This is a genomic window from Ursidibacter arcticus, from assembly GCF_009761375.1.
Classification (GTDB): domain Bacteria; phylum Pseudomonadota; class Gammaproteobacteria; order Enterobacterales; family Pasteurellaceae; genus Ursidibacter; species Ursidibacter arcticus.
Genome location: NZ_LEKM01000105.1, coordinates 12,617 through 28,632, shown reverse-complemented (window position 1 = coordinate 28,632; position 16,016 = coordinate 12,617). Strand labels below are relative to the sequence as shown.

Genomic DNA, 16,016 nt, shown 5'->3' with positions numbered 1-16,016 from the left:
AAATTGATTTAATTTGTTCTAAATCATACTTTTATCTACTGAAATAATTTATAGATCGGATTATAAAAATTGAGATGATTTTTACAAACTTTAGTGTTAATTTACTAAATATTACTTACATTTGGAGTGATATATACATTTAACCTTAAATATGGAAGGAGAACACACTATGAAAAAAATGTTACTAATGAGCGGTTCTAAATATCAAAATACAGATTATTTAGTTCACTGTTTGCCTTGGTTAAAAGATTTCTTAGCTGCTTACAAAGGTAAACGTATTGCATTTGTTCCATACGCAGGCGTAAGACAAACTTACGATCAATATGAAGAAAAAGTGCAAAAAGCATTAGCTGAACTTGGTATGGAAATTGTTGCGGTACATCGTGATGCTAAACATAGTAATATTATTGAGAGTGCTGATGTAATTGGTATCGGTGGTGGTAACACCTACTGCTTACTCAAGCAGATGTATGAAAATAATTTAATGGACGCTATTCGTGAAAAAGTATTGGCTGGCACACCATATTTTGGTTGGAGTGCAGGAGCAAATGTTGCAGGTGCATCAATTATGACCACCAATGATATGCCAATTACCTACCCACCTTCTTTTGACGCATTAAACTTATTCCCACATCAAATTAACCCACACTTTATTTCAGGGAAAATGCAAGGTCATAATGGTGAAAGCCGTGAAGAGCGTTTAGAAGAGTTCTTACGAGTTAATCCAACCGCACAAGTGTATGCACTTCCTGAAGGTACAGCCTTAAAAGTAGAAGGGGATAAAGTTTCACTATTAGGTGAAAGTGATGTGTTGTTATTTAATAGCGTAGCACAACCTTCGATTATTGCTAAAGGATCGAGTTTTACTCTTTAACATTAAGGATATAGAAAATGGCTGAATTTAAAGCGATTGTCGCAATTGTAGGTATTATTGCAACAATTTATCTGCTAATTAAAAAATATGAAACAAGGACTGTTCTTATTGGTGTCGGTCTTGTTATGGCGGTACTTGCTCTCAATCCAATGGGAGCGTTAGATGCCTTTGCGAAAAGTATGACGTCGAGCGGATTGATTATGGCAATCTGTTCAAGTATGGGTTTTGCTTATGTGATGAAATATACTGAGTGTGATACACATTTAGTTCATTTATTAACTAAACCGTTGAGCGTACTGAAATTTTTCTTAATTCCAGTGGCAACAATCATTACTTTCTTTATCAATATTGCAATTCCATCTGCGGCAGGTTGTGCAGCAGCGGTTGGGGCAACGTTGATTCCTGTATTAAGAGCATCAGGTGTTCGTCCAGCAATGGCTGGTGCGGCAATTCTTTCAGGGACATTTGGTTCAATGTTAAGCCCTGGTTCATCACATACAGCGATGATCAGTGAAATGACCAAATTGAGTATTACTGAGGTTATTCTTTCTCACGCACCTTATACGTTAATTGCTGGTGCAATTGGTGTTGTTTCTTTAACTGTACTTGTACTTGTTTTTAAAGATTATGGTAAACAGCACAGAGAAGATTATCTGAAAGAACATGGTGAGTCAGAAGCGAAATTCGCAAAAGTAAATGTACTTTATGCTTTAGCCCCATTAATTCCTTTAATCATTCTTGTTATTGGTGGTACTTCATTACAAAAAATGCCAGGACTTGAATGGACGAAAATGGGCGTTCCACAAGCAATGTTAATTGGTGCAATTTATGCGATTGTAGTTACTCGTACATCACCGTCAAAAATTACCAATGAATTTTTCAATGGTATGGGTAATGCGTATGCAAATGTACTTGGTATCATCATTGCTGCAAGCGTTTTCGTTGCAGGCTTAAAAGCGACGGGTGCAATTGATTCAGCTATTGAATTCTTAAAACACTCTAATGAATTTGTACGTTGGGGAGCAACAATCGGTCCATTCCTGATGGGCTTGATTACAGGCTCTGGTGATGCGGCAGCGATTGCATTTAATACCGCAGTAACACCGCACGCAACAGAGTTAGGCTATACTCACGTTAATTTAGGTATGGCAGCAGCGATTGCTGGTTCTTTAGGTAGAACGATTTCTCCGATTGCTGGTGTAACGATTGTTTGTGCAGGTCTTGCTGGTGTTAGCCCTGTGGAAATTATTAAACGTACTGCATTAGGTATGATTCTAGCAGTATTATTCTTAGCACTCTTTATGTTATAACTTATCGTAAAGATCGTAATCAGGCAGTATCGTTGAGATACTGCCTTTATTTTTACAAAAAACAGCTCGGATCAGACCGCTTAACTGTATTAAATATTTCAGTGAATGGCGTAAAACGTGTAGAATAGTGAAAATTTTTTAGATTAAACTCAGAGGTAAAAATGAAACGAGTTGTTATCACCGGTTTGGGTATCATTTCAAGTATTGGTAATAATAAAGAAGAAGTCCTTGCGTCTTTACGCGAAGGTAAATCAGGTATTGAATTTGTCCCTGATTTTGCAGAAGTGGGAATGCGTAGCCAAGTCGCAGGTACAATTAAATTAAATCCAGCGGAATTAATTGATCGTAAAGTTTATCGTTTTATGGGCGATGCTGCAGCTTATGCTTATCTTTCAATGAAAGAAGCAATTGAAGATGCAGGTTTAACCGAAGAACAAGTTTCAAATGATCGTACTGGTTTAGTGATCGGTGCTGGTACTGGTTCAGCACATAGCCAACTCGTTGCGTGTGATGCAGTGCGTGGCCCTCGTGGTGTGAAAGCCATTGGACCTTATGCAGTAACAAAAACAATGGCATCAAGTGTATCAGCTTGTTTAGCAACGCCTTATAAAATTCGTGGTGTAAACTACTCAATTAGCTCTGCTTGTGCAACATCAGCACACTGTATTGGACACGCAATGGAATTAATTCAGTTAGGTAAGCAAGATATTATTTTTGCAGGTGGTGCTGAAGAACTTTCTTGGGAATGTGCTACTGAATTTGATGCAATGGGGGCTGTTTCAACAAAATATAATGATACACCAACTAAAGCTAGCCGAGCTTATGATGCAAATCGTGATGGTTTTGTTATTGCGGGTGGTGGTGCAGTTGTTGTTGTTGAAGAATTAGAACACGCATTAGCTCGTGGGGCAAAAATTTATGCTGAAATTGTAGGCTATGGTGCGACATCTGACGGCTATGATATGGTTGCTCCAAGTGGTGAAGGTGCTGTACGTTGTATGAAACAAGCAATGGCAACTGTTGATGGCGAAATTGAGTATATCAATGTACACGGTACATCAACACCTGTTGGTGATGTAAAAGAGCTTGGTGCAATTCGTGAAGTATTTGCAGATAAATCACCTGCTATCTCATCAACTAAATCAATGACAGGGCACTCATTAGGTGCTGCTGGTGCACACGAAGCAATTTACTCATTATTGATGTTAGATAATGATTTTATTGCACCGAGTATCAACATTGAAACACTTGATGAACAAGCTCAGGGAATGAATATTGTAACAGAATGCCAAAACAAAGCATTAACTACTGTAATGTCAAATAGCTTTGGCTTTGGTGGAACTAACGCTTGTTTAGTATTCCAAAAATATAAAGGCTAATTCTTGATTGGATTCTTTGTTCAAATTTTGATATAAAGACGTGGGGTTTTCCCCACGTTTTTTATTTTTAATTTTTATTTTTTGGAGTGTACTGATATGAACAAAGTAAAACAAATTTTATTCGCCTCGTTGATTGCGGTTTCAACAATAGCTACTGCAAACGTATCAACAGAAATGCGTCAAATGGGACGTAACGTCAATGGGTTGCTACGAGCAGATTCAGCCGAGAGTTTCCAACAAAGTGCAACAGAATTTCTAATTGCCGCTAAAAAAGCTCAAGAAACAATGCCGAAAAGCCTTGATGGTGATCAAGAAAAATTTAAAGGTTACCAAAAAGGCATACAAGAGGTGATCGATGTTGTGGAACAAGCAAACCAATTAGCCAAAGATGGAAAACTTGATGAAGCTAAGGCAACGGCGGAAAAACTGGATAAACTCAAAAAAATGTATCATTCTGAATATAAATAATATTTAGCAAGCGGTCTGATCTTCTATCTTTTTTACAAAAAAGTGTGAAAATCAAACCGCTTATTCAACAGGGAAATTATGCAACAACACTCAATTACTCGAATTTTACTTACTATTGCAGCCATTGTGATTATTCTTGCTGGCGTTAAATTATCCGCAGAAATTATTATTCCTTTTTTATTATCACTATTTATTGCAATTACTTGTTCTCCCATCATTAAGATAATGACAGATCGTAAAGTACCACTTTGGTTAGCAATTACTTTACTGTTTGTACTTTTTATTGTGATTTCATTTTTCCTTGTCGGTTTAATTAACAGTACAGTAAGGGAATTTGCCCTTTCAATTCCAACCTATAAAATATTACTTTCTCAGCGTATTGCCGATCTATTAGCACTGGCAGAAAAATGGAATATTTCTCTTGCGATTTCTCGTGACGATATTATGAATGAACTTGATCCAAGTCGAATTATGAATTTGGTAACGAGTTTACTCTTGAGTTTCTCTGGGGTAGTGACAAATATTTTTGTATTATTGCTTGTCGTTGTTTTTATGCTATTTGAAGCACCGACAGCAAAGCACCGTTTAGCGATTGCTTTAAGTTCAAATCATAATGAAGCGATAGCACAGGAAAATCATATTAACCGTATTTTACAAGGGGTAATTAGCTATTTAGGGGTAAAAACATTAGTTAGCCTACTCACTGGGTTTTGTATTTGGGTTTTGTTAGAACTGATGGGCGTACAGTATGCTGTATTATGGGCAACATTAAGTTTCTTACTCAATTATATTCCAAATATAGGTTCTATTTTGGCTGGTGTACCGATTATTATTCAAGCATTACTGTTAAACGGCTTTTCTGTTGGATTTGGCGTTGCAATTGGTGTTATTACGATCAATATGATTATTGGAAATATACTAGAACCACGAATGATGGGAAGAACATTAGGGTTATCGACACTTGTTGTTTTCCTCTCTTTACTTTTCTGGGGATGGATTTTGGGAACCGTTGGAATGTTGCTTTCTGTCCCTTTAACGATGGCTTTAAAAATAGCTTTGGAATCTAGCCCAACAACTGTTCGGTATGCTTTATTATTAGGTGATGTACCAGAAGAAAAATTGATGAAATAGATGTGCTATGTCAAAGATAGCTTATTGATAATATGATAATTTAGGCAATAGTATTAAGTGAGTTTTATCAACTTTAGGGGATAATGAATATGAACATTAACTTTTCTCAACTTATTGAATGGAGACGTGAATTTCATCAATATCCAGAAACAGGTTGGGCTGAATTTTGGACAACTTGCAAAATTGCAGATTATCTTGAATCAATGGGATTTGAGCAAATTTTGATGGGTACAGAGATTATTAATCCAGACTTTGTTCGTGGTCGCCATTTATCGACAGTGAGACAGAGTATAGAAAAAGCCCTAGTAAATGGAGCTAACCCAAAATGGTTAGATAAGATGCAAGAGTTTACGGGCTGTGTTGCTATCTTTGATAGTGGAAAATCAGGAAAAACGGTTGCTTTACGTTTTGATATTGATTGTGTTAATGTCAGTGAAACTAAATCAGATAATCACAAGCCCAATCAATTAGGATTCAGCTCTAAAAATGAAGGTTTGATGCACGCCTGTGGACATGATGGGCATATCACTGTCGGGCTAGGCGTCGCTCAGTGGATTATGCAAAACAAAGATAAGTTAAGTGGGAAAATTAAGCTTATTTTTCAGCCTGCTGAAGAAGGAGTAAGAGGTGCAGCTGCGATTGCTGCAAGTAGTGTGTTGGACGATGTTAATTATTTTATTAGCTCTCATATCAGCTTCTGTGCAAGTAGCGGTACTATCATTTCTAATCTTAAGAATTTCCTTTCAACGACTAAAGTAGATATTCGCTATCGTGGTAAACCTGCACACGCAGGAGCAGCTCCCCATTTAGGGCGTAATGCTTTACTCGCAGCAGCCCATACAGTCACTCAAGTTTACGGTATTTCTCGCCACGGTGAGGGAATGACTAGAATTAATGTAGGGGTATTAAAAGCTGGGGAAGGACGCAATGTAGTGCCTGCTACAGCAGAGATCCAACTTGAAGTGCGTGGCGAAAATAAAGCAATTAACCAGTATATGTATGACCAAGTAGTTCAGATGGTAAAAGGTGTCGCTTTGAGTTTTGATGTTGAGTATGAAACAGAAATTATGGGGGAAGCGGTTGATATGGTAAATGATCCTGAACTAATTGCTAAGGTGGAAAAGATTGCTTCGCAACTGCCACAAATTCATACCCCTAATGCAGAATATGCCTTCAATGCTAGTGAAGATGCTACGATTTTAGGACGTAAAGTACAAGAGCAGGGGGGCAAAAGCATCTACTTCATTTTAGGTGCGGATCGAACAGCAGAGCATCATCAATCAGAATTTGATTTTGATGAAAGACAGCTTGAAACAGGAGTACAAATTTATACTGGGTTGTTAGCCGATATAAATAGTAAATAAAGTGAGATAGCTATTATTTCATTATTGAAAATGCCTATTTTAAACACTCAATAAGATTTAGGATAGGCATTTAATATAAATTATCTAGGTGGAAAGTATTCACAAAATCTCATCATAGATCATCTATTCCAAGCAATATGCTACAATCGTCAAAATTTCTTCAAGTAGTCTAAACAATGAACCAACAAACATTTTTTATTTACGATTATGAAAGTTTTGGGGTAAATCCAGCCAGCGACCGCCCAGCACAATTTGCAGGTATTCGCACAGACAGTGATTTTAATATCATTGGTGAACCAGTGATGTTTTATTGTAAACAGACATCGGACTATTTACCTGCACCAGAAGCCGTAATGGTAACAGGGATCACGTCACAACTTTGTAATCAGCAAGGCTTGCCAGAGCCTGAATTTTCAGCCCGTATTCACGCGGAATTTTCAGTGCCGAATACTTGTATTATGGGCTATAACAATATTCGTTATGATGATGAAATGACCCGTTATACCTTTTTCCGCAACTTTTTCGACCCCTATGAATATAGTTGGAAAAATGGCAATTCTCGTTGGGATTTATTAGATGTTGTGCGAGCTTGCTATGCGTTACGCCCTGAAGGTATTCAGTGGGCGTATGATGACGATGGAATGCCAAGTTTTAAATTAGAAAATTTAACCAAAGTGAATGGTATTGCTCACGAAAATGCACACGATGCAATGTCTGATGTGTATGCAACTATTGCAATGGCGAAATTGATTAAACAAAAACAACCTAAGCTCTTTCAATTTTTCTTTGAACATCGTGGTAAAAAAGCATTAGAAGAGATGGTTGATACTGGGGAAATGACCCCACTCGTTCACGTTTCGGGAATGTTAGGTAACTATCGTGGTAATACTGCTTGGATTGTGCCGTTAGCGTGGCACCCAACCAATCAAAATGCAGTAATTGTTTGTGATCTCTCGGCAGATCTTTCAGGTTTATTAACCGAAACGAGCGAGCAACTACGCACCAATCTCTACACGAAGAAAAGTGAGTTAGTAGAACAAGGTATCGCACCAGTACCATTAAAATTAGTGCATATCAATAAATGTCCTATTCTTGCCCCTGCGAAAACCTTGTTACCTGAGAATGCCGAACGTTTAGGCATTGATCGAGCATATTGTTTAGAAAATCTCAAACAATTAAAAGCACATAAAGGTTTAGTGCGAGAAAAAGTGATTGAGATTTTTAGCGAAGAGCGAGTATTTGAGAAGTCTGCAAATGTTGAAACAACTTTATATGAGGGCTTTTTCTCTCCAGCAGATAAAAACAATATGGCGATCTTACGCAGTTTAGCCCCAAATGAATTGGCAAATCACGGTCTAAAATTTGCAGATCCACGCATTGAAAAGTTGCTATTTCACTACCGAGCAAGACACTATCCAGACAGTTTAAATCGAGCAGAGCAGATCCGCTGGCAAAAATATTGTGAGCAGCAAATTGAGCAACAAGCCGAACAGTTTAGTCATTCACTAAATGAGATGCTTCAGCAGTATCACGATGATCCAAACAAAGTAAAACTATTGGAGGATCTTAGTGCCTATGCTACCCAATTATCAGAACAGCCACGTTTTAGCTATCAAGAAAGTGAAGGTGCTGTGGCATTGGTTAATGCATTAAATCAGGTTGCTGAGCAAAGCAGTGATAAAGCAGCGAAGTTTGCAGCCTTAAATGCGATTTTGGGTAAAAACAATTAGACAAATTTTAGCCTAGCGATTACTATTCCCACGCAATTTTTAACACTCACACAACATAAAGGAAACAGAATGAATAAAACATTTTTAGCTGCAGCACTTGCATTTTTTTCAATTTCATCAGTGGCAAATACGGGGACGCAACAAGCGGTGAGTTCAGAGCAAACTTTTGCAAAAAATGCACTTGTTTTGCAAACAGATTTTAGCTTAAAAGATGGTGCTGTATCTGCAATGCAAGGGGTTGCATTTGGTGTTGATCGTGATCTAAAAATGTTTAATCTCACTCACGAAATTCCTGCCTATAATATTTGGGAAGCCACCTATCGTTTATATCAAACAGCAACTTATTGGCCACAAGGTACAGTTTTTGTCAGTGTTGTTGATCCAGGTGTAGGGACTGATCGTAAATCTGTTGTTTTAAAAACGAAAACAGGACATTATTTTGTTACCCCTGATAATGGCACATTAACTTTGGTGGCAGAGCATTTAGGTATTGAATCGGTTCGCCAAATTGATGAGCAAACTAACCGCTTAGAAGGTTCAGAAAAATCTTACACTTTCCACGGTCGTGATGTTTATGCCTACACAGGTGCTCGTTTAGCTTCTGGCAAAATTCGTTTTGAAGAAGTAGGACAAGAACTAGAGCCTAAAGTGGTTGAAATTGCTTATCAACGTCCAACCTTTGAAGATGGTGTGTTAAAAGGTAATATTCCTGTTTTAGATATTCAGTACGGTAATATTTGGACAAACATTAGTGATACGTTATTAGAACAATCCGGTATTAAAAAAGATGGGCGTGTCTGTGTTGAAATTAGCGAGAAAGTTGGCGAAGAGGTAAAAGTTCGTTATAGCGGTGCAATGCCATATAAAAGTAGCTTTGGTGACGTAGAAACAGGCAGACCGCTAATGTATCTCAACAGCTTATTAAATGTTTCTTTTGCATTAAATATGGATAGCTTTGCAGATAAATATAAAATCAAATCAGGTGCAGAGTGGTCTGTCTCTTTAAAATCTTGTGACAAGAAAACGGCTGAGTAATAGATTAATAGTAGGGTGGGCTTTAGCCCACCGATTAAATGTGTAGGCATTTTTATGTCCAACTACAGACGAGATTTTACACAAGGTGGGACTTATTTTTTTACGGTAGTCTTACAAGATAGAACTAAGGATTATCTGGTATCTCACATTGATTTATTTAGGTTTGCTTATAAAAAGACGCTTGAGCGTTATCCTTTTAAAACCATTGCTATTTGTATTTTGCCTGATCACTTTCATTTAATAATGAAATTACCTGATGGCGATGATAATTTCTCCGCTCGGATTGCCTATCTAAAAACAGTATTTTCCCAATCTTTACCTGATCATTATCGTGAGCAACGTAGTAGCCAATTAAAGCGTAGGGAAGCTGGTATTTGGCAAAGAAGATTTTGGGAGCATTTAATTCGGAATGAGAAGGATCTAGCTAACCACATAGATTATATTTATTACAACCCCGTAAAACATCAATATGTAAACTGCGTAAAAGATTGGCTTTTTTCATCTTTTCATCGTGATGTAAGGGCTAAACTTTACCCTATTGATTGGGGAAATAGTGTTGATATGAAAATTAGAAATTTGTACAAAGAATAATTTTACGAAATTAATCGGCATAAGATGGTGGGCTAAAGCCCACCCTACCAATATTAAGATTACTTATAAAATAAAAGATAATGATTAGAGATTTACATAGCCATAGTACTGCGTCCGATGGGATACTCACACCAACACAGCTAGTTCAACGAGCGGTTGAAATGAATATTGAAATGCTTGCTTTGACAGATCACGATACGGTTGCAGGTATTGCAGAAGCAAAGCAAGCTGCTGAAAATCAGCCGATTACCTTGATTGCAGGGGTTGAAATTTCAATTCTGTGGGAAGGAAAGAGCATTCATTTAGCAGCATTAAATGTAGATGAAACTCACCCTGCATTAGTAAAATTATTAGCAAATCAGACCGCTTTACGCCAAGAACGTGCTATTCAAATTGGTGAAAAATTAGCAAAAGCTGGTATTGCTAATGCGTATGAAGGGGCAAGAAAATTAGCTAGTGGTGAAGTTACACGAGCTCATTATGCTCGTTTTTTAGTAGCAGAAGGCTATGCTAGAAATGATGAACACGCTTTCAAACGCTATTTAGGAATGGGGAAAAGTGCATACGTTAAGCCAATTTGGTGTTCAATGGCAGACGCTATTGAGGCTACGCACCAAGCTGGCGGTGTGATTTGTATCGCTCACCCATTGCGTTATAAATTAACTGCTCGCTGGATTCGCCGTTTAATTGCTGAATTTAAACAACTAGGCGGAGATGGGATTGAAGTTGCAGGTTGTGCACAAACACCCGATCAGCGTCAGTTATTGGCACGTTGGGCAATCGAATTTGATCTATACGCCTCTCAAGGATCGGACTTTCACTTCCCAGCAGGTTGGATTGAATTAGGTAAAGGGTTAGTATTACCGTCAGAATGTAAGCCAATTTGGGATAAATTTTAACAATTTAAATTTACCATTTTTTGGATTAAACTTACCGCTTATTTTCGTTACTTTGAGAGTAGATAATGGCTAAAACTCGCACTACCCCGTCAAAAAATCCTGCCGATCCGCAAGTTGAGCAGATCAATATAGCTCCGCATTCCCTTGAAGCCGAGCAAGCGGTTTTAGGGGCAATTATGTTGAATAACGAGCAATGGGATAACGTTGCGGAACGGGTTCAACCGACAGATTTTTATAATTATGCCCATAAATTGATCTATGAGCAGATGATCGAATTAGTGCGTAATCATCAGCCAATTGATCTTATTACGCTAGATCAGGCTCTCAAAAATAAAGGTATTCTTGAAGATATTGGTGGTTTTGCTTATTTAGCTGAATTATCTAAAAATACGCCAAGTGTTGCGAACGTGCTGACTTATGCGGAGATTATTAGTGAAAGAGCCATTCGCCGAGAACTGATTGCGGCAAGTAATAAAATTGCCTCGCTAAGCTATCAGCCGAAAGGAATGTTAGTGAAAGATGTGCTGGACGAGGCGGAACGTGAAATTTTCCACATTGCAGAAAAACGCACTTCGGGGGAAGATGGCCCGAAAAATATTGATTCTATCTTAATGAACACCCTGGCTCGTATTGAGATGTTATCTAAATCGAAACACAATGGCGGTATAACAGGGGTTACGACAGGATTTGATGATCTAGATCGTAAAACCGCAGGGTTACAACCTTCCGATCTCATTATTGTTGCAGCTCGTCCTTCAATGGGAAAAACAACTTTCGCAATGAATTTGTGTGAAAATGCCGCCTTTGCAGATATAACTGAAACCGATGAAAATGGCAATACAGTAAAAAGACCAAATAAGCCAGTACTGATTTTTAGCCTTGAGATGCCCTCAGATCAAATTATGATGCGTATGTTGGCATCACTTTCTCGTGTCGATCAAACAAAAATTAGAACTGGGCAAATTGATGATGATGAAGATTGGGCAAAAATCTCTACCACAATGTCATTACTTCAAAAAAGACGGAATATTTATATTGACGACAGTTCAGGACTAACCCCAACGGAACTACGTTCTCGGGCAAGACGAATATATCGTGAAAATGGTGGGCTAAGTTTAATTATGGTGGACTATCTACAACTGATGCGAGCCCCTGGCTTTGCCGACAACCGAACATTAGAAATTGCGGAAATTTCTCGTTCTTTAAAAGCACTGGCGAAAGAGTTGGAAGTGCCTGTTGTAGCACTTTCTCAGCTTAACCGTAGTCTTGAGCAACGTGCAGATAAACGCCCTGTGAACTCTGATTTGCGTGAATCTGGCTCTATTGAACAAGATGCTGATTTAATTATGTTTATCTATCGTGATGAGGTGTATCACGATAATTCTGATCTGAAAGGTATTGCCGAAATTATTATCGGTAAACAACGTAATGGCCCGATTGGGCGAGTGCGTTTAACTTTCCAAGGTCAATTTTCTCGCTTTGATAATTATCAAGGTGCAGCTTATGATGATGAGTATTAAAGATGTTATGTGCAATTTATAAAAGTAGTAAAAAAGAAGGAATGTATCTTTTTGTGGAAAAACGAGATCAATTTGATCAAGTGCCTGATGAACTACGTCAATTATTTGGCAAGCCACAATTTGTGATGTTATTTAATTTGAATGGTGAAAAGCCATTAAAGCGGGCGGATAAGCAAGATGTTTTGCAAAAAATTCAAACTCAAGGCTTTTACTTACAAATGCCACCACCAACAGAAAATTTGCATAAACTCTTTTTAGAACAGCAAGGAAAAAAATAATGCGTTGCCCTTTTTGTGCTGAAGATGAAACCAAAGTGGTCGATTCTCGTTTAACGGCAGATGGCTATCAAATTCGCCGCCGTAGAGAATGTATTCAATGTAAAGAACGTTTTACCACATTTGAAACAGCAGAATTATTAGTGCCTCATATTGTGAAAAATAATGGCAATAGAGAGCCTTTTAATATTCAAAAACTTCGCTTAGGATTAAGCCGAGCATTAGAAAAACGCCCCGTTAGTGCTGATGAACTTGAAAAAGCTATCAATAACATTGTTCTACAACTTCAAGCAACGGGAGAGCGAGAAATTTCAAGTAAATATGTTGGAAACCTTGTTCTTGATGCTTTGAAATCTCTCGATAAAGTGGCATATATCCGCTTCGCTTCAGTCTATTTAAGTTTTGATGATATTACTGAATTTACTAATGAGATTGAGAAGTTAAGATTGGAGAGTTTAAACTAAAAATTGTAACTTTGATTCTGATAGATATTGGGGGCTTTATATATCCCCCACTTCACTACTTATTTGAATTGATGAATGGCATTACCAACTTCATTATCATTATAGATAGATTGGATTGCATCAGTGTATGCCAGATTTAATACATTATGAATCTCTTTATTATTGGCTCCGAATGCACCTTCATAAGAACGAGCGGTGCTAAAGTTCTTACTAAAATTACCTTTTACGCCCTGTACAGCGACTTCAACATCAACATTAGCACTTACTTTGTAGCGTAAATTACCTTGCTCTACATCTGCAAAGAAACGTTTTATTTTGACTGTAACATTGGCATTTCCTGCACCTTGAACAATTGTGAATCCTTTGCTATTTAAGTTTTGTTGCATTGCTTGCTGAAATAAGTGGGCAACTTGTGGTACTGCATTTAAACGAACAATATTTCCACTATCAGTATAGCTTGCTACTTCTGCTGAAGGGCGTAAATCCTGAGTCATTACATTTACTAATGCTGTTTGATTATTTGTATTAAACACCGCAGTCGGTGACGGTACATTAAATGTCAGTGTATTTGATTGACTTTGACAGCCTGCTAATACTGCTGTACCAAATAAAGAAGCGATGAGTATTGCTTTTTTTGTGAGTTTCATAAAACCTTCCTTATATAATGAATAAATTATGGGTAAAGTATAGTATTATCTTACTAAATTTCCAATCATTCAGGAGAAACAATGTCTGTACAACAAACTATTATTCAAAAACTAACTGAACAATTCGCACCCAGTGTGCTACAAGTTGAAAATGAGAGCCATCGCCATAGTTCTGGACGTGGAGCAGAATCCCATTTTAAAGTAACCCTTGTTTCAGCTCAATTTGAACAAATGCGTACACTGACTCGTCATCGTAGTGTGTATCAATGCTTAGCCGATGAATTAGCTAACGGTGTTCACGCATTAGCGTTGCATACCTATACGCAACAAGAGTGGCTTGAACAAGGTGAAGTAGCTCCAAAATCGACAAACTGTGTAGGACATGGTCACTAAATTTACAAACACTATACAAAACAGAAAAACTCCTTGCTTAGTCAATTAAATTTTTGTATAGTTCTTGAAGATTTAGAAATGTGCATTTATATGCACATTTTTTATTGATTCGGTGAGATGTCCGAGTGGTTGAAGGAGCACGCCTGGAAAGCGTGTATATGGGAGACTGTATCGGGGGTTCGAATCCCCCTCTCACCGCCATTCAATAGATATATCTGTTTTCATATTCATAGATAATTCCTTGTTAAAATAACTTATCTCCAAACATTTTATTATGTTTGGAGTTTTTTTTATTCCTTATATTTTGGGATGTTGGTAAATATGTTCTCTCCTATATATTTCGCATCTTTATTAAATTTCGGTAGAATAGACACAATTTTTTCTTATAAGGATTTCAAAATGACTCAACTTAGCGTTGTTATTCTTGCAGCGGGTAAAGGTACTCGTATGTATTCAGATTTACCGAAGGTTTTACACCCTATTGCAGGAAAACCGATGGTAAAACACGTAATTGATACCGCAAAACAGCTTGATGCTAAACAAATTCATTTAATTTATGGACACGGTGGCGATTTGTTACAACAACGTTTAGCGAATGAGCCTGTAAATTGGGTATTACAAGCCGAACAACTTGGGACAGGACACGCAATGCAACAAGCTGCACCATTTTTTGCTGACGATGAAAACATTTTAATGGTATATGGTGATTCGCCACTCATTACCAAAGCAACGTTAGAAAAACTCATTGCAGCTAAACCTGAAAATGGTATCGCATTACTGACAGTCGAGTTAGCGAACCCCACTGGTTACGGACGTATTATTCGTAAAAATGGTTCTGTGGTAGCGATTGTTGAACAAAAAGATGCTAATCCTGAACAGTTAAAAATCCAAGAAATCAATACTGGCGTAATGGTGGCGAGCGGTGCGAGTTTCAAAAAATGGTTGGCTCAATTAAACAATAATAATGCTCAAGGCGAGTATTACATTACCGATGTAATTGCAATGGCAAATCGTGATGGCTTTAAGGTGCAAGCAGTGCAAGCAACGGATTTAATGGAAGTGGAAGGTGCAAATAATCGCCTACAACTTGCCGCTTTAGAACGCTACTACCAAAAAACACAGGCTGAAAAATTATTGTTAGCGGGCGTGACTATTGTTGATCCACAACGTTTTGATGTGCGTGGTACGGTTTCACACGGTAAAGATGTTTATATTGATGTGAATGTTGTGCTAGAGGGCGAAATTAAGCTAGGTGATCGTGTCAAAATTGGGGTTGGTTCAGTACTGAAAAATTGTGAAATTGGTGATGATGTAGAGATCAAACCTTATTCTGTAATTGAAGATGCCATTATTGGTAAGCAAGCTAAAATTGGACCATTCTCTCGTTTACGTCCAGGTACGCAATTAGCCGAAGATACTCATGTCGGTAACTTTGTTGAGATTAAAAATGCACAAGTGGGTATTGGATCAAAGGTCAATCATCTCGCTTATGTTGGTGATGCTGAAGTAGGAGCAAATTGTAATATTGGTGCTGGTGTCATTACCTGTAACTATGATGGAGCGAATAAATTTAAAACAATCATCGGTGATGATGTATTTGTTGGATCTGATAGTCAGTTGGTTGCCCCAGTAACGATTGCAAGTGGCTCAACTATTGGTGCGGGTTCAACAGTAACCAAAGATGTGGCGGAAAAGGAATTAGTGATTACTCGTGTACCACAACGCCATATTCAAAATTGGCAACGTCCAACGAAGAAAAAAGCATAACGGGTTTACAAGCGGTGTGAAATGCGAAATTTTTTGCAAAACTCACCGCTTGTCGTGAAATAGTTATAGCTTTTTTCTTTGCTTTTCTGTAAAATCCGTCCGTTTTTTGTGCTTGCTTTTTCTCTGAAAAAACAGCTCAAAAAACATTATTTTTTATTAACCCAAAATC

General features: G+C 37.7%; 16 protein-coding genes and 1 tRNA gene. 16 read left to right on the top strand and 1 reads right to left on the bottom strand.

Annotated features, from left to right (window positions below; all coding sequences use genetic code 11):
• The first annotated feature begins 169 nt into the window (after window positions 1–169).
• The 13 genes from pepE to nrdR all read left to right on the top strand — a co-directional run bounded on the left by pepE (window position 170) and on the right by nrdR (window position 13,040).
• A complete protein-coding gene (gene pepE, locus A1D25_RS02330) occupies window positions 170–874 on the top strand; it encodes a dipeptidase PepE (protein ID WP_157394099.1) in 705 nt (234 codons plus the stop codon).
• 17 nt (window positions 875–891) lie between these two features.
• Complete coding sequence (gene dcuC / locus A1D25_RS02325) at window positions 892–2,184, top strand: C4-dicarboxylate transporter DcuC (RefSeq protein WP_157394098.1); 1,293 nt, start codon at window positions 892–894, stop codon at window positions 2,182–2,184.
• A gap of 161 nt (window positions 2,185–2,345) precedes the next feature.
• Window positions 2,346–3,563, top strand: a complete 1,218-nt coding sequence (gene fabB / locus A1D25_RS02320; protein WP_157394097.1) for a beta-ketoacyl-ACP synthase I — start codon at window positions 2,346–2,348, stop codon at window positions 3,561–3,563.
• A gap of 96 nt (window positions 3,564–3,659) precedes the next feature.
• The gene (locus A1D25_RS02315; protein ID WP_157394096.1) at window positions 3,660–4,031 is read left to right on the top strand and encodes a cytochrome b562; all 372 of its coding nucleotides are present in this window, start codon (window positions 3,660–3,662) and stop codon (window positions 4,029–4,031) included.
• Between the two features lie 78 nt (window positions 4,032–4,109).
• A complete protein-coding gene (locus A1D25_RS02310) occupies window positions 4,110–5,162 on the top strand; it encodes an AI-2E family transporter (RefSeq protein WP_157394095.1) in 1,053 nt (350 codons plus the stop codon).
• Between the two features lie 89 nt (window positions 5,163–5,251).
• On the top strand, window positions 5,252–6,526 hold the full coding sequence (locus tag A1D25_RS02305) for a M20 family metallo-hydrolase (protein ID WP_157394094.1): 1,275 nt from the start codon (window positions 5,252–5,254) through the stop codon (window positions 6,524–6,526).
• Window positions 6,527–6,702: 176 nt separating this feature from the next.
• Window positions 6,703–8,256, top strand: coding sequence for an exodeoxyribonuclease I (gene sbcB / locus A1D25_RS02300; protein WP_157394093.1), 1,554 nt, complete (start codon window positions 6,703–6,705; stop codon window positions 8,254–8,256).
• Window positions 8,257–8,325: 69 nt separating this feature from the next.
• The gene (locus A1D25_RS02295) at window positions 8,326–9,291 is read left to right on the top strand and encodes an SAM hydrolase/SAM-dependent halogenase family protein (RefSeq protein WP_157394092.1); all 966 of its coding nucleotides are present in this window, start codon (window positions 8,326–8,328) and stop codon (window positions 9,289–9,291) included.
• A 54-nt stretch (window positions 9,292–9,345) separates the two neighbouring features.
• Window positions 9,346–9,882 carry an REP-associated tyrosine transposase gene (locus tag A1D25_RS02290; protein ID WP_157394121.1) on the top strand — a complete coding sequence of 179 codons (537 nt, stop codon included), beginning with the start codon at window positions 9,346–9,348 and terminating at the stop codon, window positions 9,880–9,882.
• A gap of 80 nt (window positions 9,883–9,962) precedes the next feature.
• Window positions 9,963–10,781 (top strand): RNase RNM, encoded by an 819-nt coding sequence (rnm, locus tag A1D25_RS02285; RefSeq protein ID WP_157394091.1) that lies wholly within the window; start codon window positions 9,963–9,965, stop codon window positions 10,779–10,781.
• A gap of 65 nt (window positions 10,782–10,846) precedes the next feature.
• Window positions 10,847–12,301, top strand: coding sequence for a replicative DNA helicase (locus A1D25_RS02280; protein ID WP_157394090.1), 1,455 nt, complete (start codon window positions 10,847–10,849; stop codon window positions 12,299–12,301).
• Between the two features lie 2 nt (window positions 12,302–12,303).
• Entirely contained in the window at window positions 12,304–12,579 is a 276-nt protein-coding gene (locus A1D25_RS02275; protein WP_157394089.1) for a YcgL domain-containing protein, read from the top strand.
• Window positions 12,579–13,040: a transcriptional regulator NrdR gene (nrdR, locus tag A1D25_RS02270; protein WP_157394088.1), complete on the top strand. Its 462-nt coding sequence runs from the start codon at window positions 12,579–12,581 to the stop codon at window positions 13,038–13,040. Before A1D25_RS02275 ends, nrdR begins: the two co-directional genes overlap by 1 nt.
• A gap of 59 nt (window positions 13,041–13,099) precedes the next feature.
• On the opposite strand, the gene A1D25_RS02265 is transcribed toward nrdR, so the two are convergent.
• A complete protein-coding gene (locus tag A1D25_RS02265) occupies window positions 13,100–13,687 on the bottom strand; it encodes a YajG family lipoprotein (protein WP_157394087.1) in 588 nt (195 codons plus the stop codon).
• A gap of 81 nt (window positions 13,688–13,768) precedes the next feature.
• Here A1D25_RS02265 and A1D25_RS02260 point away from each other — a divergent pair, with 81 nt between their 5' ends.
• From A1D25_RS02260 to glmU, 3 genes are all read left to right on the top strand, one after another.
• Window positions 13,769–14,080 (top strand): BolA family protein, encoded by a 312-nt coding sequence (locus A1D25_RS02260; protein ID WP_157394086.1) that lies wholly within the window; start codon window positions 13,769–13,771, stop codon window positions 14,078–14,080.
• A 111-nt stretch (window positions 14,081–14,191) separates the two neighbouring features.
• Window positions 14,192–14,281 (top strand) — tRNA-Ser (locus A1D25_RS02255).
• Window positions 14,282–14,479: 198 nt separating this feature from the next.
• Window positions 14,480–15,847 carry a bifunctional UDP-N-acetylglucosamine diphosphorylase/glucosamine-1-phosphate N-acetyltransferase GlmU gene (gene glmU / locus A1D25_RS02250; RefSeq protein ID WP_157394085.1) on the top strand — a complete coding sequence of 456 codons (1,368 nt, stop codon included), beginning with the start codon at window positions 14,480–14,482 and terminating at the stop codon, window positions 15,845–15,847.
• Window positions 15,848–16,016 lie beyond the last annotated feature (169 nt).

Coding starts and splice junctions, on each gene's coding strand:
- A1D25_RS02280 (WP_157394090.1), top strand. CDS start 10,847: ATGGCTAAAACTCGCACTACCCCGTCAAAAAATCCTGCCGATCCGCAA.
- A1D25_RS02295 (WP_157394092.1), top strand. CDS start 8,326: ATGAATAAAACATTTTTAGCTGCAGCACTTGCATTTTTTTCAATTTCA.
- glmU (WP_157394085.1), top strand. CDS start 14,480: ATGACTCAACTTAGCGTTGTTATTCTTGCAGCGGGTAAAGGTACTCGT.
- A1D25_RS02275 (WP_157394089.1), top strand. CDS start 12,304: ATGTTATGTGCAATTTATAAAAGTAGTAAAAAAGAAGGAATGTATCTT.
- A1D25_RS02260 (WP_157394086.1), top strand. CDS start 13,769: ATGTCTGTACAACAAACTATTATTCAAAAACTAACTGAACAATTCGCA.
- dcuC (WP_157394098.1), top strand. CDS start 892: ATGGCTGAATTTAAAGCGATTGTCGCAATTGTAGGTATTATTGCAACA.
- A1D25_RS02315 (WP_157394096.1), top strand. CDS start 3,660: ATGAACAAAGTAAAACAAATTTTATTCGCCTCGTTGATTGCGGTTTCA.
- rnm (WP_157394091.1), top strand. CDS start 9,963: ATGATTAGAGATTTACATAGCCATAGTACTGCGTCCGATGGGATACTC.
- sbcB (WP_157394093.1), top strand. CDS start 6,703: ATGAACCAACAAACATTTTTTATTTACGATTATGAAAGTTTTGGGGTA.
- fabB (WP_157394097.1), top strand. CDS start 2,346: ATGAAACGAGTTGTTATCACCGGTTTGGGTATCATTTCAAGTATTGGT.
- A1D25_RS02305 (WP_157394094.1), top strand. CDS start 5,252: ATGAACATTAACTTTTCTCAACTTATTGAATGGAGACGTGAATTTCAT.
- nrdR (WP_157394088.1), top strand. CDS start 12,579: ATGCGTTGCCCTTTTTGTGCTGAAGATGAAACCAAAGTGGTCGATTCT.
- pepE (WP_157394099.1), top strand. CDS start 170: ATGAAAAAAATGTTACTAATGAGCGGTTCTAAATATCAAAATACAGAT.
- A1D25_RS02265 (WP_157394087.1), bottom strand. CDS start 13,687: ATGAAACTCACAAAAAAAGCAATACTCATCGCTTCTTTATTTGGTACA.
- A1D25_RS02310 (WP_157394095.1), top strand. CDS start 4,110: ATGCAACAACACTCAATTACTCGAATTTTACTTACTATTGCAGCCATT.
- A1D25_RS02290 (WP_157394121.1), top strand. CDS start 9,346: ATGTCCAACTACAGACGAGATTTTACACAAGGTGGGACTTATTTTTTT.